This is a genomic window from Streptomyces sp. NPDC127190, from assembly GCF_042672505.1.
Taxonomy (GTDB): domain Bacteria; phylum Actinomycetota; class Actinomycetes; order Streptomycetales; family Streptomycetaceae; genus Streptomyces.
The window spans coordinates 452297-471871 of record NZ_JBHXVE010000002.1 but is presented as its reverse complement, the minus strand read 5'-3'; the positions used below and the strand labels follow the sequence as shown (position 1 = coordinate 471871).

Below are 19575 nucleotides of genomic sequence, written 5' to 3'. Positions count from 1 at the left end.
GGCCACCTCCGGGGTAGTCGATCTTTGTGATACGACCGTACCACGATGATGGTACGGCTGTATCATCAAAGACGGGCCGCGGGCGCGGCCCGTCCCGAGCGCCGGCGACGAAGCGGAGACCCTGACGATGCCCAGGCGGGTGGACCACGCAGCGCGGCGGACCGAGATCGCCGAGGCCCTGGTCCGGGCGGCCGCACGGCTCGGACTGCACGCCGTGGGGATGCGCGACGTGGCGGCGGAGGCGGGCGTCTCGCTGCGGCTGGTGCAGTACTACTTCGAGACCAAGGAGAAGCTGCTCCTCTTCGGGCTGCGCCATCTCACCGAGCGGTTCGGGCGGCGGGTGACGGCCCGGGTCCGGGCCGCCGGTGCGGACCCGGGCCCGCGTACGGTGCTGGAGGCGCTGCTCACGGCGGCCCTCCCGGTCGACGAGGAGAGCCGCACCTTCCACCACCTGTACACGGCCTACGCCGTCCTGTCCGTCACCGACGAGGCACTGGCGGCCCAGCCCTTCATCCGGGAACCGGACGCCGCCGAGGCCACCGTGGCCCGGCTGCTGGAACAGGCCGCGCGGGACGGGAAGCTGCGGCCCGGGACGGACCCCGGCGCGGAGGCGGTGGCGCTGCTCGCGCTGTCCGCGGGCCTCGGCACCGCCGTGCTGGTCGGCCAGCGCAGCCCCGAGTCCGCCGCCACCGTCCTTCGCTACCGGCTGGACCACGTCTTCCTGCCCGACGGAGAAGGCCCCGCTACTCGTCCGCCAGCGTGAGGTCCGGTACCCGCCAGGCCGCGAGCAGGAAGGCCACCAGGGACACGGCGGCGCCGACGAGGAACACGAGCCGCATCGAGGAGACGTACCCCTCCAGGAACGGCCGCGCCGCGGCGGGGTCGAGGGCGCGCAGGAAGGCGGAGTCCTCCAGGTCGACCCCGCCGCCGGGACGCACCACTGACGCCAGGGCGTGCGCGGTGTCGGGCTGCTCCAGCAGACGGCGGTAGGCCGGGTCGTGGCGGGCCTCGGCCAGCCGGCCGGCGATCTTGCCGGCCGCCGTACTGAACAGCACCGACAGGAAGGCCGCCGTACCGACCGTGCCGCCGTTGGAGCGGAAGAAGTTGACCGACGCCGTCGCCGCGCCCATGTCGGCACGCGGCACCTCGCTCTGCGCGAGGGTGGTGAGCGTCTGCATCGACGCGCCGAGCCCCGCACCCAGCAATGCCATGCCCAGCGCCGCGTGCCACAGCGGGCTGTCCACCCCCAGCGTCGCGAAGACCAGCAGCGCCGCGGTGAGCGAGCCCGCGCCGGCCACGAGATGCACCTTGAACCGGCCGGTCCGGGCGATCAGCCGGCCCACCAGCAGGGTCACCGCGAGGTTCGCGGCGACCGTGGGCAGGGAGGCCAGGCCCGCCCCCATCGGGCTCAGCCCGCGGACGAGCTGGAGGTAGAGCGGCAGCGTCGTCATCGCGCCGAACATGGCGACGCCGACGACGAAGTGCAGCCCGACGCCCAGCCGGAAGGCACGGATGCGGAACAGGCGCGGCGGCAGCAGCGCCGCATCGCCCATCCGCCGTTCCACCACGGCGAACCCGGCGAGCCCCAGCGCGCCGACGGCGTACATCAGCAGCGCCCGCGGCGATCCCCACCCCCAGCTGCGGCCCTGCTCGGCGACGGTGAGCAGCGGCACCAGCCCCACAGCCAGCGCCAGCGCCCCGAGGTGGTCGAGCCGGTGCCGCACCCGCCGGTGCGGAAAGCGCAGCACGCGGACGATGGTGACGGCGGCCACGGCCGTCAGCGGCACGTTGATCAGGAAGATCCAGCGCCAGCCGGCGATCCCGAGCAGGGTGGCCCGGTCCGCGAAGGCACCGCCCACCAGCGGGCCGACGATGCTGGCACCGCCGAACACGGCCATGAACCAGCCCTGGTAGCGGCCCCGCTCCCGGGGCGTGGTGATGTCGGCGACGATCGTCATCGCGAGCGACATCAGCCCGCCGCCGCCGAGGCCCTGTACGGCGCGGAAGGCCGCGAGTTCGTAGATCGACCCGGCGCCGCCGCACAGCAGCGAGCCGGCCGCGAACAGGGCGAGCGCCACGAGATAGACGCGCCGGCGGCCGTGGATGTCGGACAGCTTGCCGTACAGCGGGGTCGCCAGCGTGGCGGTGATGAGATACGCGGTGGTCACCCAGGCCTGCGCGGTCAGCCCGTGCAGGTCGTCGGCGATGGTCCGCAGCGCGGAGGACACCACGGTCTGGTCCAGCGCCGCCAGGAACATGCCGAGCACCAGCCCGGACAGGACGGTGGAGATCTGCCGGTGGGTGAGCCGCGCGGGCGCATCCCCGGCCGCGCCCTGTTCTTGTATATCGGGGTCGGAGAAGGTCACATGCGGTCCTCGGGGGTGGGGCGGGCATGGAGAGGTTGGCGCCGCCCGGAGCGGCCCCGGTGGTGCCGGGGGCGGCCCCGATGGTGCCCGGAGCGGCCCCGATGGTGCCCGGAGCGGCCCCGGTGGTGCCCGGGGCGGCCCCGGTGGTGCCCGGGGCGGCCCCGGTGGTGCCCGGGGCCACCGCGGCGCGTGGGCCTGCCGGCCGGTCGACCCGGTCAGTCGATCCCAGCCGGTCAGCCAGCCGGGCCAGTTGAGCCGGTCGGCCGATCCCAGCCGGTCAGCCGGTCGGGCCAGACGGGCCGGTCGACCCGGTTAGCCGATCCCAGCCGGTGAGCCAGTCAGCCGGTCGGCCGGTCGGCCGATCCCAGCCGGTCAGCCAGCCGAGCCGGTCGGGCCGATCGAGCCGGTCAGCCGGTCAGCCGGTCGGGCCAGACGGGCCGGCCGACCCGGTTAGCCGATCCCAGCCGGTGAGCCAGTCAGCCGGTCGGCCGATCCCAGCCGGTCAGCCAGCCGAGCCGGTCGGGCCGGTCGGGCCGGTCGGGCCGGTCGGGCCGGTCGAGCCGATCCCAGCCCGTCAGCCGGGCGGGCCAGTCGAGCCGCTGGGGCCAGACGGGCCACTCGGGCCAGACGGGCCGGTCGAGCCGATGACAGCCGGTCAGCCAGGCGGGCCAGTCAGCCAGTCGACCCGGTCGACCGATCAGCCGACCCAGCCGGCCCGCCGACCCAGCCGGTCAGCCAGGCGAGCCGGTCAGCCAGGCGAGCCGGTCAGCCGCTCGTGCCCGCGATTTCCTCCAGGTCGCTCACCGCCTGCTCGATCCCCGGCAGGGTCAGCATCGCCAGCTGGGCCGCCCGGGCTCGGGCCCGGGGTGTCGGGTCGGCCAGGAGTTTGCGGCACACCTCGGCGATGCCGGCCGCGCTGCGCTCGGTGACATGGCGGCCGAGGCCCAGTTCCTCCACCCGGTCCGCGTTGGCGGGCTGGTCGCCGAAGTGCGGCAGCACCGCCAGCGGGGTGCCGGTGCGCATCGCCTCCCGGATGCTGTTGAACCCGCCGTGGGTGACGAACAGGTCGACCGACTCCAGCAGCAGCGGCTGCGCCACCCGCTCCGTGACATGGACGTGTCCGGGCAGCGCCGAGGTCTCCACCGGTATCCCGGACGTCGACACGACCACCGTGCAGTCCTCCAGTTCGGCCGCCGCCGCCAGCAGCGTGCGCAGACTCGCGGTGGCGTCCGGCAGCTCCATGACCGGCGGATCGGACGGGTCCGCCGCCCGCTCGTGCATCATCGGCAGGGCGGTGCCGACCGCGGCGTACACCAGCGGCCGGTCCACGGGCAGCGCGGCGGCCCACTGCGGTAGCTTCCCGCCGCGTTCGACGTCCACGGTCTGCCGGTAGGCCCAGCTGTGGGGCAGGTGCCGGGCGAAGGAGAAGGCGGCCGGCACATAGTCGATACGGCCGTGCGGTACGACGGACAGCGGATCGTCGCTCACCGGCAGCCCCAGCTCCCGGCGCCGCTCGCCGAGCCCGGGCAGCAGCTCGGCGGGGTCCACGGTGTTGCTGAACCCGGAGGGCGTCGGCAGCTGCGGCACGCCCAGCAGTTCGGCGGTGAGTACGGCGGCCATGTCCATGCCGTCGCGGAGGATCAGGTCCGGGCGGTACTCCCGGGCGAGCGGGAGCAGGATCTCCAGGAACCGCCCGACGCCCGGCCCGGAGACGGCGCGCGGAAGCAGCCGGGTGAGCTCCGCCATCTGCTCCGCCGGGTCGGCGATGGCCCGGAGGTCGCCGAGGTACGGCCCCATCATGGCGGACGGGTCGAACTCCGGTAAGGCGGGGAGGACGTCGACCGCGTCCGCGCGGAAGACGGAGGCGAGGGTCTCGTTGGTGACCACGCGCACCTGGTGCCCGGCCCCGGCGAGGGCGCGCAGCAGGGGAAGTTGGGCACGCCCGTGGGAGGGGCTGCCGAGCGTCGTGCACAGAACCCGCATGGGGGGTGGGCCTTTCTCTCGAAGGTGTTCTCTCGAAGGAGTTCTCTCGAAGGTGTTCGGGGGATCCGGGCCGTCAGGCCGCGGCGGCCGGTGCGGTGGCGCGGCCGATGCCCTGCCAGGTCAGTCCGGCGCGGGCGAGCCGGTCCGCGTCCAGCAGATCGCGGAAGTCGTGCACCTGGTGGCCGCTCATCCGCGCGGCGATCGCCGCCCAGTCCAGGTCGCGCAGCTCGGGCCACTCGGTGAGGACCACACAGGCCACCGCGCCCTCCGCCGCCCGCACCGGGTCGTCCACGAGGTCGACCAGATCGCTCAGGTCGGGCCGCAGGCTGCGCAACGCGGGGTCGTACGCGGTGAGTTCGGCGCCCCGCTCACGCAGCAGACGGGCCACGGCCAGCGCGGGCGAGTCGCGCAGGTCGGAGGTGCCGGCCTTGAAGGTCAGGCCGTACAGGGCGAGCCGTACCCCGTGCAGCGAACCGTCCTCGCCGCGCCCGCAGGCCGCGGCCACGCGGGCGACGAGCCCGCGCTGGTGGGTGACGTTGGTCTCGATGGTGGCGCGCAGCAACGGGAAATCGACGTCGGCCTGTTCGCACGCGGTCAGCAGGGCGTGGGTGTCCTTGGGCAGGCAGGAGCCGCCCCAGCCGGGACCGGGCCGCAGGAACGCCGAGCCGATGCGCGGGTCGCGTCCGATGCCCTCGGTGACATCGGCGATGTCGGCGCCGAAGCGTTCGCAGACGGTGGCGAGGTTGTTGGCGAAGGACAGCTTCATCGCGAGGAAGAAGTTGGCCGCGTACTTGGTGAGTTCGGCGCTGGCCGGGTCGGTGAGCACCAGCGGCGCGTCCAGCGCGGCGTACAGGTCGGCCACGCGCCGGGCGGCCTGCCGGTCGGCGGCGCCGATCACGATGCGGTCCGGGTGCAGGAAGTCGTGGACGGCGCGGCCCTCGCGCAGGAACTCGGGGTTGCTCACCACGGGTATGTCGTCCCGGCCGAGGAGCGTGGCGACCCGCTCGCTGGTGCCGACCGGCACGGTGGACTTGTTGACGACGACCACGCCGGGCGGCAGCGCCTCGCGGATCTGCGCGGCGACCGCCTCGACGGCGGCGAGATCGGCCGCGCCGCCCGCGCCCATGGGTGTGGGCAGGCAGAGGAAGACCACCTCGGCCTCGGCGACGGCGGCCACGGCGTCGCCGGTGAACTCCAGCAGGCCGGCGTCCAGCGCCTCCCGGACGGTCTCGGTCAGGCCCGGCTCCAGGATGTCGACCTGGGCCTGGCGCAGTCGTTCGACCTTGGTCGGGTCGGCGTCCGCGCACACCACGGTGTGCCCGAGAGAGGCCAGACAGGCACCGGTGGTCAGGCCGACGTAACCGGTTCCGATCACGGCAACGCGTCGAAGGGACACAGAAGATCACCTTTTCCGGGTCGGTGGGGCAGGCCGCGCGCTACGGCTGCGGCGGCGCACGGCGGGTGAGGTGCACGGCGTCTATCAAAGTCATCAAGCGTTGACTGCTCCAGGTATGGCACGCGGCACGAACACAAGTCAACGTTTGATGACAACGGTCGCTGACTTTGAGACAGCGGCGACACCCTGGAACATGGGCGGATGCCGCAGGGCCGTGGACGACGGAGGTGCAGTGACGTGACGGAAGCGCAGAACGGCGAGGCGTCCAAGGCGGTGGCCCCGCCCCCCGCCCACAAGCGCTCGGCCTCGGCCACGCGCACCGCGCTGCGGGCCGCCGCGGCCTTCCGTTTCGGCAAGTACGGATACGAGGGCACGAGCGTGCGCGACATCGCGGGCGACGTCGGTGTGGACGCGGCCCTGGTGTACCGCTATTTCGGCTCGAAGGCAGCGCTGTTCAACGATGTGGCGGCCCCCGGGCGGATATTCGAGCCGCTGCTGGCGGAGCCGGTCGAGGCGATACCCGACTGGATCTGCGCACTGCTCCGGGGCGCGCCGAAGGAGGACGGCTTCCCGCACCCGGTGCTGACCGTGCTGCGCTCCTCCGGCCGCGAGGAGGCGGTGGAGCGGCTGCGCGCGGAGTTCACCGAGGTGTTCTCCAAGCGGCTGGCCGCCCGGCTCGGCGGACCGGATGCCGAGCTGCGTGCCGAGCTGCTGGCGGCCTGGATGCTCGGCACCAGTCTGATGCGCACGGAGATCCGGCCCCCCGCCCTGGCCGCACGCGACGACGCGACCCTGGAGCGCTATCTGCGGGCCGCCCTGGACACCCTTCTGCACCCTGCACCGGCCCCCCCGGACCCCACCCCCGACGCCTCTGCCGACGAACCGTCCTGACGCCCCACGGGACGGCCGGGCGCCTCCCTCACCACTCCCCCGCCACCCGCAGATGCCGCACCGCGTACGACCGCCACGGCCGCCAGGCGTCGGGCAGCTCGGCACCCGGCGGGGCCACGTCCGGATCGCCGAGCGCGCGGACACGGATCGCGGCGACGGCCTCCGGGTCCATGCCGGGCAGGGCGAGCAGCGCGTCCCGGGCCGCGTCCCGGTCGGCGCCGGGGTCCAGCCGTAGCGTGCCGTCGGCGAGCGCGGCGGCCAGCGCGCCCAACGGGCCGTCCGGCTCGGCCTCGGCGAGCACACCGGGTTCCGGGAACAGCCGGGTGAGGCTGCCCGAGGGCGCGTCCAGCGCCTTGCCGTACCGCCGCACCAGCTCCGCGGCGCGTTCCGTGCCCACCAGGGCGCGTACGGCGGGCTCCAGCGGGTCGACGGCGCCGGGCGAGCGCAGCCCCGGCCGGGCGGCGACCAGCGGGGCCAGCCGGGGGTCGGCGCCGAGCCGTTCGTCGACGGCGTAGGGGTCGGCGTCCAGGTCGAACAGCCGCCGCAGCCGGTGCACGGCGGTGGTCAGGTCCCGGGGGTCGGTCAGCCGCAGCCGGGCGTCGAGCCAGCCGCCCGGATGCGTGCCGGTGCCCGCCCGCGGGGCCCGGGTGCGCTCGGCGACGGCGACGATCCCGGTGCCGTACGGCAGCCGCAGGGTGCGCCGGTAGGTACGGCCGCCGACGGCGCCGGTCACCTCCTCGACGCCCGGCACCGCCTCCGCCGCGAGCAGGTCGAAGACGGCGGCGGCCTGGTACGGGCCGCGGTGGGCGAGCCGCAGCGGGATACCGGTGCCCGGGGCGGCCCGGCGGCCCTGCGGCGCGGCGGCCCGCAGCCCGGTCGGGGTGGCCGCGTACACCTCGCGGACGGTGTCGTTGAACTGCCGGACGCTGGCGAACCCGGAGGCGAACGCGATCTCGGTGACCGGCAGTTCGGTGGTCTGCAACAGCACCCGCGCGGTGTGCGCCCGCTGGGCCCGGGCGAGCGCCACCGGCCCGGCGCCCAGCTCGGCGGTGAGCTGCCGCTGCACCTGCCGGGTGCTGTAGCCGAGCCGGGCGGCAAGCCCCGCGACGCCCTCCCGGTCCACGACCCCGTCGGCGATCAGCCGTATGGCCCGGCCGACGGCGTCCGCGCGGACGTTCCACTCCGCCGAGCCGGGCACCGCGTCCGGCCGGCACCGCCGGCAGGCCCGGAACCCGGCGCGCTGCGCGGCGGCGGCCGTCGGGAAGAACCGCACGTTGCGCCGCTTCGGCGTCACCGCCGGGCAGCTGGGCCGGCAGTAGATCCCGGTGGTCTCGACGGCGAAGAAGAACACGCCGTCGAACCGCCCGTCCCGGCTCCGCACGGCTTCGTACCGGGTGTCCTCGTCCATCACACTGTCCAGTGTGGGGACGGGGACACCCGCACGGCCAGCGGAAATCGGACACGGCGACCGGGAGGGAGCGGCTGCTACCGCAGACGCCCCCGCTTGAGGTCCATCGCGGCCCGCCCGGCGGCGCCCTTGCGCTTCCAGTCCCGCCGCAGCTCGGCCCGGACCCGGGCATCGCTCTTCGCCACGATCCACTGGTTCTCGCGCATCAGCTTGCGGTAGCTCTCCAGCCGTCGTACGGCCAGTGCCCCGCTCTCCGTCGCCTCGCGCACCGCGCACCCCGGCTCGCTCTCGTGCGCGCAGTCGGAGAACCGGCAGTCCTCGGCGAGCTCCTCGATCTCGGCGAACACCTGCCCGACCCCGCCCTCGGCGTCGTACAGGCCGACGCCCCGCAGCCCGGGGGTGTCGATGAGCACCCCGCCGGAGGGCAGGGGCAGCAGATTGCGGGTGGTGGTGGTGTGCCGCCCCTTGCCGTCGACGTCCCGGGCGGCCTGTACGTCCATCAGGTCCGCGCCGACCAGCGCGTTGGCCAGCGTCGACTTGCCCGCGCCGGACTGACCGAGCAGCACGGAGGTCCCGGTGCCGACCAGCGCGCGGAGCGGATCGAGCCCGTCGCCGCCGAGCGCGCTGACGGCCAGCACGGGCACCCCGGGCGCGCTGGTCTCGACGTCCTGCACGAGATGGGCCAGGGTGACCGGGTCCGGTACCAGGTCGGCCTTGGTGAGGACGACGACGGGCTGGGCGCCGGACTCCCAGGCGAGGGCGAGGAAGCGTTCGACGCGGCCGAGGTCCAGCTCGACGGCGAGGGACACGGCGACGACGGCGTGGTCGACGTTGGCCGCGAGGATCTGTCCCTCGGACCGCTTGGAGGAGGTGGAGCGGACGAAGGAGGTGCGGCGCGGCAGATACACGCGGACGTAACGGGGATCGCCGGCCGGGTCGACGGCGACCCAGTCCCCCGTGCACACGACCTTCATCGGATCGCGGGGCACGACGAACTCGGTGTCGGCGCGCACGACCCCGTCGGCGGTGACGACATCGCACTGGCCCCGGTCGACCCGGACGACCCGCCCGGGCAGCAGCCCCTGAGCGGCGTGCGGGGCGAACGCGTCGGCCCAGTCCTGGTCCCAGCCGTAGGGAGCGAGCGCGGCGGACACTGCGGAGGTGGAAGTCAAGGGAGACCCTTCACAAGGGTGGCCCCGGGCGGGCGCGGGTGACGCGCTACGGGTTCAGCCGGTGGCCACGGAGGTGGAGTGGACGAACTTCTGGTCGCGGGCAACGCCCGTCGCAGGGACAGTCATCGGTCACACACCTCCCGTTTCTCACTCGACAGACGGCAGCGGCCGCCGGCCACTGCCTGAAGCGGGTCCCACCCTAGAGTCGGCCGCATTCCGACACCACCGAATTTCCGCCCCGGTCCCCCACCGTGCAGTGGTGACCACGCGTCAGCCCGTCGTGCAGGGGGATCCGTTCAGCGTGAAGGCGTACGGCGTGCGGTTCTTCTCCTGCCAGGAGGCGAGGAAGCCGAAGGACAGGGTGGCGTGGGCCGCCACGGACCGGTTGTAGTCCGCGGCGGTGGCGGTGACCCGCGGGCCGTCCTGCCGGGCGGTGGCGTCCCACATCTGGGTGATCCGCTGGCCGTCGCGGAAACTCCAGGAGACATGCCAGTCGGTGAGCGCCGAGGCGGTGGTGACGGTGACGGTGGCCTGGAAGCCGTCGGGCCACTGGTTGACGAGGTCGTAGGCGACCCGGCAGGCGGGGGCGGTGGCGGGCGCGCTGGTGGGGCCGGAGGCGGGGCGGTGCGTGGTGGCGGAGGTGCCCTGGGGTTCGGGGTCGGGCTTGCCGCCGGCCGGGGTGGGGCGGGTGCCGGTGGCGGAGGGGACACCGGCGGAGGTGGAGGCGGAGGCAGAGGCGGAGACGGAGACCGAGGTGGAGGGGGTCGCCGGGGCGGGGGCGGTGGTGGTGCGGGAGATGCCGGGGTCGGCGATCGGGCGGCTGTCGTCGTGGGCGGAGGCGGTGCCGTCGCCGGAGCCGCCGAACGGCATCATCGACACGGCGAGCGCGAGCGCCGACAGCAGGACGGCGGCGGCGATCAGGCCGCCGCGCAGCGCACGGCCGCGGCCCGGCTCCTGCTCGGGTTCCCCGGTGCCCGCCCGGGCGGCGGCGCCGAGCCGGACCTCGGTGGCCCGGCGGCGGCGTTCCAGGTAGGCGAGGCCGCCCCAGCCGATCACTCCGCCGGCGAGGGCGGCGGGCAGTCCGCCGCCGTGCAGCCGCAGGCAGGCGGCGGCCTCGGCGCACCGCACACAGGTCGCGAGGTGCCGGGAGAGGTCCTCCGGGGTGTCGGCGGCGGAGCGGGTGACCGCGTCCAGCAGCCGGGCGTAGCTACGGCACTCGGCGTCCATCGGGGTGTCGAGGTGGGCGCGGTGGCAGCGGTCCCGGAACAGCGTGCGCACCTGGTCGAGTTCGTCGGCGACGCGGGCCGGGTCGAGGCCCAGCCGACGGGCGACCGTGGGCAGCGGCAGCGCCTCCACCTCGGCCAGCCACAGCAGCGTCGCGTCGGCCTCCTGCATGTCCCGCAGGCCGCGCAGGGCGACGGGGCGTTGCAGCGGCGGCCCGGCATGGCGGGCCGCCGCCGGGGAGTTGAGCCACAGCCGCAGGTCGGGGTCGAGCCGGTGTCCCTGCCCGGCCGCCTCCCAGCCGGCGGCGGTGTCGCGGACGGCGATGAGCAGCGCCGGGATCGTGGGCAGCCGGGTGGTGCGCCGGGCGGCGCCGCGCACCTGGGCACCGGCGGCGCCGCGGACCTCGCGCATGCCGAGGGTGAACGCCTCGGTGGCCAGCTGGTGTGCCGTCAGGGACCCGGAGGTGCACAGGTCCGCGTAGGAGAGCACCGCGTCCCAGCACTCCGAGAACAGCGCGGACTCGGTCGCGTCCTTGGGGGTCGGCAGGTCGGGCATGGGACTCCTGCATCCACGTGCGAGGTCAACTCACCGGGCGGGAAAGGGAGTTGTACGGAACCTCGCGGCAGGACACAGAGCCTTTCACGCTGTCGACACAACTGACAAGCGACCTGTTCACAACCGGTGGCGCTCCCGGCCTCACACCTCGGCAGGCTCCTCGGCCGGGTCCTCGGCGGGCAGGCTGTCCATGAAGGAGCTGACCGAGAAGACGGCGTGGCCGGGGCCGGGCGGGCCGTAGCCGGGCGGGGAGGACAGCCCGAACTCCTCCATCGTCTGCCGGTAGGCCTGGAGCAGCCGGATGTGGTACTCCAGCGGCGCGCCCTGCGGGTTGGCCTTGCCGAGCGGGGTGGTCGGCTCCGGGCACCAGGTGGTGAAGCGGGGCGTGATGCCGTGCGACATGAAGAACCGCAGGCCCTCGGTGGTGGAGGCGATGGCCTCGTCCACGGTGGTGAAGCCGAACGGCTCCGCCATCTCCACCCCCGCCACGAAGTTGGGGATGACGTTGCGGGCGCCGAAGACGTCCGCGGAGTCCAGGATGCGCCGGTGCCACTCGTCCCGGCCGACGTACCGCTCCTTGCCGGGGCAGTACAGCTCGAACAGCCGGCGGTCCCACACCTCGAAGTTGGGGTGGTAGATCTGTACGCCGTAGTCCTTGAACCGCTGTACGTCCGCCTTGGGCAGCGCCTGCGCCACGACCTTGCCGATCCAGCGGCCCGGGAAGCGCTCCTCGATGGCCTTGGCGTAGTGGCCGTAGAAGTCGGCCTCGTCCCGCCCGGCGACCGTCTTGGTGATCGCACCGCCGGTCAGCGTGTAGGCGGTGGACGCCCGCTGGGTGTCGTACCGGTCGATGATCTCGAGGGCCTCCAGGACCTCCTCGACGTCCTTCACCCCGGTGTAGGGCCGTCCGGCCGCCTTGTGCTGGCGCCAGTTGTGGTTGATGTCGCAGTACTGGCACTCCTCCTTGGCGCCGAAGTACTGGCACACCCGGAAGACGGTCAGATAGATCAGGTAGCCCCACTGGATGGTGGGGGCGACCTCCATGACCGACTTCCCGTTGGAGAGGGTGTGCCGGTAGTACTCGGGCATGGGCGGCACACCGACGTCGGCGATGCGCCGGCCGTCGAGGTAGAGCCCGAGCAGGCCCGCGTCGTCGGCCGCCACCCGGTACGGCGAGGCGGGGTTCACCCGCACCGAGACGACGGTCCGCCGCAGGTCGTACGGCCCGCCGGTGAGGATGATCTCCTCCGGGGGCCGGCGCAGCGCGGCCTCGCCCAGCTCGGGCAGGGTGCCGTGGTCGAAGGAGAAGATGAAGTACGACTTCGGCTTGACCTCGCCGCCCTCGTTGTCACTGAGCGCGGACGGGTCGAAGGCCACTCCGCCACGGAGCAGGTCCTCCTTGAAGACGGCCTCCCGCGGTACGTGCGGGAACCGCTCCATCAGATCCTCGACCAGCGCGGTGCGACTGCCCATCCGTCTGTCTCCTCCCGGCTCAGGCGTTCGCCTCTCACCGTATGCCCCCGCCCCCGGCTCAGCCGTGCCGGGTCCCTGCACGGCGCGCGATGTGTTCCGGTACGGCGGTGCCCGGCGGCAGCGCCGGGTCGGCCACCGGGTCGCCCCACGCGGCGGTGAGCGGCAGCACCCCGGCCCACAGCCCGAGGGCCGCGTCGGGGCCGTCGCCGTCGTCGGGGGCGCCGGTGCGGATCTTGACGGAGGCCTCTTCGAGGGAGAGGGCGAGCAGGGTGGTGGCGGCCAGCTCCTTGCGGTTCGGACGGCGGGCGTACGACCACTGTCCGGGTGCCGTGTGCTCGGTGAGCAGGCGCAGTCCCGTCAGCTTCTCCTCCGGATCGGTGACCGGCCGGGCGTCGCCGTGGATGACGGCGCTGCGGTAGTTCACGCCGTGCTCGAAGACGGAGCGGGCGAGCACCAGCCCGTCGACGTGCGTCACGGTCACGCAGACGGGCGTCCCGCCGGCCAGGCTGCGGCTGGCCACGGACCCGTGGACGTACAGCCACCGTTCGTCCCGCCCGTACACCGTCGGCACGACGAACGGCCGGCCGTCCACCACGACGCCCAGATGGCAGACGAACCCCGCGTCGAGGATCGCCTCCAGATCGGCCCGCTCCAGGCTCCCCTGCTCGCGCAGCCTGCGGTGCCGGGTGCGGTCGGTGACGGGGAGCTGGGCGGGGAGCGGTTCCGGAGTCATGAGCGGAGACGGTACCGATATCGCAGCAGGAGACGCGATCGATTTACGGAAACAGCACTTGCATCTGCTCTATACGACTAAATCAGCAGCACCCCAGCAAGCGCTCTCTACCGGGGGCCGGAGCGAATGAGAGGGTCGACGGACACGGACTCTCGGGAGGGACGCAACGATGACGGAAACGGCCGGGACCGCCGGGTCGGTCGCCAACTGGGCGCGCACCATCACCTTCACGGCCAAGGAGTTCCACCGCCCCGCCACGGTCGACGCGCTCCGGGCGCTGGTGGCCGGCAGCACCCGGGTGCGGGCGCTGGGCAGCGGGCACTCGTTCAACCGCATCGCCGACCCGGGCCCGGACGGGGTACTGCTGTCCACCGCCGGGCTGCCGCCGGTGATCGAGGTGGACTCGGCGGCCCGCACGGTCCGGGTGTCGGGCGGGGTGCGGTACGCCGAACTGGCCCGGGCGGTGCACGCGTACGGCCTGGCGCTGCCCAACATGGCCTCGCTGCCGCATATCTCGGTGGCCGGTTCGGTGGCGACCGGCACCCACGGCTCGGGCGTCGCCAACGGGCCGCTGGCGGCGGCGGTGCGGGAGGTGGAGCTGGTCGTCGCGGACGGCTCGACGGTGACGATCGGCCGCGGTGACCCGCGGTTCGACGGCGCCGTGACCTCGCTGGGCGCGCTGGGCGTCGTCACCGCGCTGACCCTCGAACTGGAGCCGGCGTTCGAGGTGGAGCAGCGTGTGTTCACCGAACTGCCCACGGAGGGCCTGGACTTCGAGGCCGTCATGGCGGCCGGCTACAGCGTGAGCCTGTTCACCGACTGGCGGGACGCGGGGTTCCGGCAGGTGTGGGTCAAGCGGCGCACCGACCGGCCGGCGGTGGACTTCCCGTGGGCGGCGCCCGCGGCCACTGCGGTACACCCGGTGCCGGGCATGCCCGCGGAGAACTGCACCGAGCAGCTGGGCGTGCCGGGGCCCTGGCACGAGCGGCTGCCGCACTTCCGGGCGGAGTTCACGCCGAGCAGCGGGGAGGAGATCCAGACGGAGTACCTGCTCCCGCGCTCGGCGGCCGTCGACGCGCTGGACGCGGTCGGCCGGGTACGGCGGGCCGTCGCCGGAGTGCTCCAGATCTGCGAGGTGCGCACGGTCGCCGCCGACGCGCAGTGGCTCAGCCCCGCCCACGGCCGGGACTCGGTCGCCCTGCACTTCACCTGGGTGCGCGACGAGACGGCCGTACTGCCGGTGGTGCGGCGACTGGAGGAAGTGCTGGAGCCGTTCGGGCCGCGCCCGCACTGGGGGAAGGTCTACGGCATCCCGGCCCCGGCCCTGCGGCAGCGGTACCCGCGTCTGGCCGCCTTCCGCGAGCTGGCCCGCTCCCTCGACCCGGCCGGCACGTTCAGCAACGCGTTCGTCCGGGACCTTCTCGACGGCTGACCGCCGCACCCGGGACAGGGCGGCGGAAGGGACTTTCTCCAATCCCTTTCCTAACCCCTTGTCGAAAGTCCTCCGCAGCCCATAGCCTGACGCCCGCGCCGGTGCGGAGCCGCCCGGCCGGGCCTGGACGGGACGGGAGGGGCAGCCTCGTGAAGCGCACGTCACGTGACATCCGCACCGCGAACCGCTACGAGGTGCTGCGCCAGATCATCGCCGAGTCCCCCACCTCCCGGCAGGAGCTGGCGGCCGCCACCGGGCTGAGCCTCGCCACGGTCGCCACGCTCGTCGGGGAGCTGCTGGACCTCCGGATGATCACCGAGGTCGGTTTCGAGGACTCCGCCGGGGGCCGCCCCCGGGGACTGGTGGCCGTCAACGCGTCGGGGGGCGCGTTGATCGGCGTCGACATCGCCGAGACCTATGTCCACGTCGAGCTGTTCGACCTGGCGCTGAACGTGCTGGCCCGCGCCGACGAGGAGATCGGGCCCGGCGAGAGCCGCCCGGAGCAGGTCGTCGGGCATGTCGCCGCCGCCGTCGGCTCGGTGGTCGCGCAGGCCGGTGTCGAGGCGGCGCGGGTGCTCGGGGTCGGGGTGAGCGTGCCGGGCCAGGTGGACCGGGGCACCGGCGTCGCCGAGTACGCGCCCAACTGGAACTGGCACGACGTCCCGCTGCTGGACCTGCTCGCCGAACACATCGCCTACCCGCTGTACCTGGACAACCCGCTGCGCGCCTGCGCGGTCGCCGAGCTGTGGTTCGGGGCGGCCCGGGGCCGCGGGGACGCCGTCGTGGTCAACCTCGGCACCGGGGTCGGCGCGGGGCTGGCGCTCGGCGGCGGACTGCACCGGGGAGTCAGCAACAGCGCCGGCGAGTGGGGGCACACCACGCTGGTGCTGGACGGCCGGCTGTGCCACTGCGGCAACCACGGCTGCGTGGAGACCTATGTCGGCGCGCCCGGCATCATGCAGAACCTGCGCGAACTCAGCCCGCAGTCACCCCTTCTGCACCCCGACGACCAGACGGCCACCGTCGACGCGCTGGCCCGCGCCGTCGCCGCCCAGGACCCGGTGGCGCTCAAGGTGCTGCGGGACACGGCCCGTTACCTGGGCGCCGGCATCTCCGACCTGATCAATCTGCTCAACCCGGAGGTGATCGTGCTCAGCAGCTGGGTCGCCTCCCGGCTCGGCGAGCCGCTGCTCGCCGAGGTCCGGCAGGCGGTGGCCCGGCACGCGCTGCGCCGGCCGCTGGCGGCCACCGAGATCGTCCTCTCCCCGATCCCCACCGACCCGGTGTCGCTGGGCGCGGCGACGTTCGCGCTCGAAGGGGCCTTGCAGGCCGTGGGGCAGCGGGCCGCAAAGCGCACCACCCTCGCAAGGAGCCGTACCGCACCACCTTCATGACGACGGAAGGGATGCACGTGTCTCACCCCCGCAAGAGATCCCTGCTCGGGTCGGCCGCGGCCGCGCTGGCCGCCGTGGGAGCCCTGCTCACCGCCCCGCCCGCGAGCGCCGGTGACACCGCGGCGGGCGGGGCCCCGGCCGCCGCCGAGGTCTCGCCGCACGCCGCCCAGACCATCGACGACATCGGCGCCTCGGGCGCCTGGTGGGTCAACGACCTCCAGCACTTCTCGCCCGCCGTCCAGGCCCGGGTGGCGAAGCTGCTGTTCTCCCCACAGGGCCTGGCCCTCAGCTCGTACCGCTACAACATCGGCGGCGGCGGGGCCGGGGTCACCACGCCCGCCCGCGCCGCGGAGGACTTCCTGAACGCCGACGGCTCCTACGACTGGAGCAGGGACAAGGGCGGCCGGACCTTCCTCGGCTACGCCGCGCGGTACGGCGTCAAGGACCTGATCGGCTTCGTGAACAGCGCGCCGGGCCGGTGGACGACCAACGGCAAGAGCTGCGGCGGCCAGTTGCTGCCGGAGCACGAGGCCGACTTCGCCCGGTACATCGCCGATGTGACCGGCCATTTCGCCCGGCAGGGCGTCCGGCTCGACTACATCAGCCCCTTCAACGAACCGGACAACAGCTTCGCCGACTGCGGCCAGGAGGGCATGCCGGTCCCCGTCGACCAGCGCGACGACATCGTGCGGGCCCTCGGCGCCGAGCAGCGCGCCCGGCACCAGCGGACCGGGATCATCGCGGACGAGTCCAGCAAGACCACGCAGTTCACCACCGAGCTGCCGCGGTGGATCTCCCAGCCGGGCACCGCCGGATATGTCTCCCGGCTGGCGCACCACACGTACAACGACCCCGACGACGGCCAGCTCGCCAACGTCTACGAGACCTCGAAGTCCGTCGGGAAGGCCCCCTGGGCCACGGAGATCTGCTGCTTCGGCAAGGGCACCACGGGCTGGAACCAGGAGTACGACCCGACCATCGACAACGCTCTGCTGATGTCGCGGATCATCTACAAGGACTTCGCGACCGCGCACGACTCGGCGTTCCAGTGGTGGGTGGCGCTGGCGAGCGGGTACGGCAGCGATCCCACCACCAGGAACGATTCCGGCTGGAACGACGGCCTGATCTACTACGACCCCGACTACGCCGCGAACGGCAACCAGTCCCTGTACTTCACCAAGCGCTACTACGCGCTGGGCCAGTACAGCAGGTTCGTACGGCCGGGCGCGGTGGTGCACGACGTGACCGGGGCACCGGCCGGGGTGGAGGTGTCGGCGTACGCCGACAAGGGGCAGTGGGTGGTCGTGGTGAACAACCACAACACCACCGACACCCCGCTGGACCTGCACTTCCCCGGCGCGGCGCCCGGGCGGGCCACCCGGGCGGTGCGGACCTCCGCCGAGGAGAACTGGGCCGAGGTCGCGAAGCCTGCGGTGCACGACGGCACCGTCTCCGCCACGCTCGCCGCGCGCTCCGTGACCACCTATGTCTTCTCCGGTGCCGGGCACGGCGGTTCGCCGCTGACCGGTGCCCTGGTCGGCAGCCAGTCCGGCAAGTGCCTGACCGCCGGCCCCTCCGGAGCGGTGATCGCGTCCTGCACGGGTACGGCGGACCAGTCCTGGTCGTACGACGCCGCGGGCACCCTGAAGAGCGCGAACGGGTACCTGACCGCCGGGGGTTCGGGGCTCACGGTCGCCCCCACCGCGACCGGGGACGCCACCCAGCGCTGGCTGCTGAACGCGAACGGGCAGATCGTCAGCGAGGCGTCGGGTACGTGCCTCGACGTCAGCGGACAGGCCACCGCCGACGGCAGCGCAGTGATCCTGTACAGCTGCAACGGCGGTTCGAACGAGGCGTGGACCAGGCGCTAGCCGGGCCCTCCCGCCGACCGAGGGCCGCCGGCCACACCCCTGACCCGGCGGCCGTCATCTCCCTTGCCCCACAGGCCTGTTCGGGATTCCGAACCGGACACAACGCTTCGCACACAGACTTCGTTCAACCCCTTGCCGAAGCCTTAGCCGAAGGTTAACGTCCCGCTCCGCAGCCTCTCTTTCGAGCCATTCGGCCGCCGGGCGCGAAGCCATCCACAGCCGCACGAACAGACAAGGACGTCAGCATGCCGGCACTGAGCAACAGCAACTGGGACCGCCGATCGATACTCCGGGCCGCCCTCGGCGTGGCCGCCACCGGCGGCCTCGCCGCCTGTGGCAGCAACAACGGGCGCGGTGGCGGCTCGGGTTCGGGCAAGCAGCTGACCCAGTACTTCCACGCGTACGGCGAGGCCGGGGTCGAGCAGGCCGTCAAGCGCTACGCGAAGGCCTACAGCAAGGTGAACGTCACCACGCAGTGGATCACCGGCTCGGACTACGAGACCAAGCTGTTCGCCGCCCTGCTCACCGACCAGGCGCCCGACGTCTTCGAGTTCCACCCGCAGATCCAGCTCGTCAAGAGCGGTCAGGTGGCCGATCTGACCGACATCATCGCGCCGGTCAAGGACGACTTCAACCCGGCCGACATCGCCTCGCACACCGTCGACGGCAAGGTCTACGGCGTCCGGATGATCGACGACCCGCAGTTCCTCTTCTACCGCAAGTCGATGCTGGAGAAGGCGAACGTCGCCGTGCCGACCACCCTCGACGAGCTGATCGAGGCCGCCGCCAAGCTCACCACGTCCAAGGTCAAGGGCCTGTTCCTCGGCAACGACCTGCACGCGATCGAGGCGCCCCTGATCTGGTCGGCCGGTGCCGAGCCGCTCACCGCCAAGAACGAGATCGGCTACCACACCGACGAGGTCGTCGCCGGACTGCGCCAGCTGCGCAAGCTGTTCACCAGCGGCGACCTGCTGCTGGACGCGCCCGCCGACTTCTGGGACCCGTCCGCGATCAGCCAGGGCCTGTGCGCCATCCAGTTCTGCGGCATGTGGGCGATGCCCGCCATGCAGCAGGCGCTCGGCGACGACCTCGGCGTGATGCCCTTCCCGAAGGTCGGCAGCAAGGGCAGGCCGTCCGTCTACAACGGCGGCTGGTCGATGTTCGTCAACGCCAAGGGCAAGGACGTCGACGCGGCCAAGGAGTACGTCAAGTGGCTGTGGATCGACCAGAAGCAGTACCAGGAGGACTTCGCCACCTCCTACGGCTTCCACATCCCGCCGCGCAGGACGATCGCCGCGCAGGCCGGCAAGCTCAAGTCCGGTCTGGCCGCCGAGGGCGTGAAGCTTTTCAACACCTACGGGCACTTCGACAACATCGGCTGGACCCAGGCCATGTGGAGCGCCTGGGACTCGGTCATCGCCGACTGCGTACGCAAGGGCGGAGACCCGGAGGCCGCGCTCGACAAGGCGGACAGGACGATCAATCGCGAGCTGAAGAAGCTCTTCGGATAGGCCGGCGGACGGACCACGACATGTCGACCACCACCACGCGCGGGGTCGCCCGACCCGCCCCGGCCGCGGCCGGCCCGCCCCGGCCGCGGCGGGGCCTCCGGACGCGGAACACGCACAACATCTGGCTCTACACCCGGCCCATCCACAAAGGGCGGGTGTTCGTGGT

14 protein-coding genes are annotated in these 19575 nt (G+C 73.2%); 6 read left to right on the top strand and 8 right to left on the bottom strand.

Features of this window, described 5'->3' with window-relative positions; genetic code table 11:
- The first annotated feature begins 127 nt into the window (after positions 1-127).
- Entirely contained in the window at positions 128-763 is a 636-nt protein-coding gene (locus tag ACFVIU_RS05325) for a TetR/AcrR family transcriptional regulator (protein WP_385840747.1), read from the top strand.
- On the opposite strand, the gene ACFVIU_RS05320 is transcribed toward ACFVIU_RS05325, so the two are convergent.
- From ACFVIU_RS05320 to ACFVIU_RS05310, 3 genes are all read right to left on the bottom strand, one after another.
- Positions 744-2366, bottom strand: coding sequence for an MDR family MFS transporter (locus tag ACFVIU_RS05320; protein ID WP_385840746.1), 1623 nt, complete (start codon positions 2364-2366; stop codon positions 744-746). The two genes, ACFVIU_RS05325 and ACFVIU_RS05320, sit on opposite strands and share 20 nt — an antisense overlap.
- Positions 2367-3131: 765 nt before the next feature.
- Positions 3132-4349: a glycosyltransferase gene (locus ACFVIU_RS05315; protein ID WP_385840745.1), complete on the bottom strand. Its 1218-nt coding sequence runs from the start codon at positions 4347-4349 to the stop codon at positions 3132-3134.
- A 73-nt stretch (positions 4350-4422) separates the two neighbouring features.
- Positions 4423-5745: a UDP-glucose dehydrogenase family protein gene (locus tag ACFVIU_RS05310; RefSeq protein WP_385840744.1), complete on the bottom strand. Its 1323-nt coding sequence runs from the start codon at positions 5743-5745 to the stop codon at positions 4423-4425.
- Between the two features lie 237 nt (positions 5746-5982).
- On the opposite strand from ACFVIU_RS05310, the gene ACFVIU_RS05305 reads away from it, so the two are divergent.
- The gene (locus tag ACFVIU_RS05305; RefSeq protein WP_385840743.1) at positions 5983-6636 is read left to right on the top strand and encodes a TetR family transcriptional regulator; all 654 of its coding nucleotides are present in this window, start codon (positions 5983-5985) and stop codon (positions 6634-6636) included.
- 28 nt (positions 6637-6664) lie between these two features.
- Here the strand turns inward: ACFVIU_RS05305 and ACFVIU_RS05300 are convergent, their stop codons facing one another.
- From ACFVIU_RS05300 to ACFVIU_RS05280, 5 genes are all read right to left on the bottom strand, one after another.
- On the bottom strand, positions 6665-8044 hold the full coding sequence (locus ACFVIU_RS05300) for a DNA-3-methyladenine glycosylase 2 family protein (protein ID WP_385840742.1): 1380 nt from the start codon (positions 8042-8044) through the stop codon (positions 6665-6667).
- A gap of 77 nt (positions 8045-8121) precedes the next feature.
- Complete coding sequence (rsgA, locus tag ACFVIU_RS05295; RefSeq protein ID WP_385840741.1) at positions 8122-9216, bottom strand: ribosome small subunit-dependent GTPase A; 1095 nt, start codon at positions 9214-9216, stop codon at positions 8122-8124.
- Between the two features lie 270 nt (positions 9217-9486).
- Positions 9487-10995 (bottom strand): cellulose binding domain-containing protein, encoded by a 1509-nt coding sequence (locus ACFVIU_RS05290; RefSeq protein ID WP_385840740.1) that lies wholly within the window; start codon positions 10993-10995, stop codon positions 9487-9489.
- A 141-nt stretch (positions 10996-11136) separates the two neighbouring features.
- A complete protein-coding gene (locus ACFVIU_RS05285; protein ID WP_385840738.1) occupies positions 11137-12468 on the bottom strand; it encodes a radical SAM protein in 1332 nt (443 codons plus the stop codon).
- 58 nt (positions 12469-12526) lie between these two features.
- The gene (locus ACFVIU_RS05280; protein ID WP_385840737.1) at positions 12527-13201 is read right to left on the bottom strand and encodes a pyridoxamine 5'-phosphate oxidase family protein; all 675 of its coding nucleotides are present in this window, start codon (positions 13199-13201) and stop codon (positions 12527-12529) included.
- A 169-nt stretch (positions 13202-13370) separates the two neighbouring features.
- Between ACFVIU_RS05280 and ACFVIU_RS05275 the strand changes: the two genes are divergently transcribed.
- From ACFVIU_RS05275 to ACFVIU_RS05260, 4 genes are all read left to right on the top strand, one after another.
- Positions 13371-14633 carry an FAD-binding protein gene (locus ACFVIU_RS05275; protein WP_385840735.1) on the top strand — a complete coding sequence of 421 codons (1263 nt, stop codon included), beginning with the start codon at positions 13371-13373 and terminating at the stop codon, positions 14631-14633.
- 149 nt (positions 14634-14782) lie between these two features.
- Positions 14783-16027 (top strand): ROK family transcriptional regulator, encoded by a 1245-nt coding sequence (locus ACFVIU_RS05270; RefSeq protein WP_385840734.1) that lies wholly within the window; start codon positions 14783-14785, stop codon positions 16025-16027.
- Between the two features lie 11 nt (positions 16028-16038).
- Positions 16039-17898: a glycoside hydrolase gene (locus ACFVIU_RS05265; protein WP_385840733.1), complete on the top strand. Its 1860-nt coding sequence runs from the start codon at positions 16039-16041 to the stop codon at positions 17896-17898.
- Positions 17899-18143: 245 nt separating this feature from the next.
- Complete coding sequence (locus ACFVIU_RS05260; RefSeq protein WP_385840731.1) at positions 18144-19409, top strand: ABC transporter substrate-binding protein; 1266 nt, start codon at positions 18144-18146, stop codon at positions 19407-19409.
- The last annotated feature ends 166 nt before the right edge of the window (positions 19410-19575 follow it).

What these genes read in the sequence shown, in the direction of transcription:
- ACFVIU_RS05325 (WP_385840747.1), top strand. Translation starts at nt 128, where the DNA reads ATGCCCAGGCGGGTGGACCACGCAGCGCGGCGGACCGAGATCGCCGAG.
- ACFVIU_RS05315 (WP_385840745.1), bottom strand. Translation starts at nt 4,349, where the DNA reads ATGCGGGTTCTGTGCACGACGCTCGGCAGCCCCTCCCACGGGCGTGCC.
- ACFVIU_RS05300 (WP_385840742.1), bottom strand. Translation starts at nt 8,044, where the DNA reads ATGGACGAGGACACCCGGTACGAAGCCGTGCGGAGCCGGGACGGGCGG.
- ACFVIU_RS05290 (WP_385840740.1), bottom strand. Translation starts at nt 10,995, where the DNA reads ATGCCCGACCTGCCGACCCCCAAGGACGCGACCGAGTCCGCGCTGTTC.
- ACFVIU_RS05285 (WP_385840738.1), bottom strand. Translation starts at nt 12,468, where the DNA reads ATGGGCAGTCGCACCGCGCTGGTCGAGGATCTGATGGAGCGGTTCCCG.
- ACFVIU_RS05280 (WP_385840737.1), bottom strand. Translation starts at nt 13,201, where the DNA reads ATGACTCCGGAACCGCTCCCCGCCCAGCTCCCCGTCACCGACCGCACC.
- ACFVIU_RS05275 (WP_385840735.1), top strand. Translation starts at nt 13,371, where the DNA reads ATGACGGAAACGGCCGGGACCGCCGGGTCGGTCGCCAACTGGGCGCGC.
- ACFVIU_RS05265 (WP_385840733.1), top strand. Translation starts at nt 16,039, where the DNA reads ATGCACGTGTCTCACCCCCGCAAGAGATCCCTGCTCGGGTCGGCCGCG.
- ACFVIU_RS05260 (WP_385840731.1), top strand. Translation starts at nt 18,144, where the DNA reads ATGCCGGCACTGAGCAACAGCAACTGGGACCGCCGATCGATACTCCGG.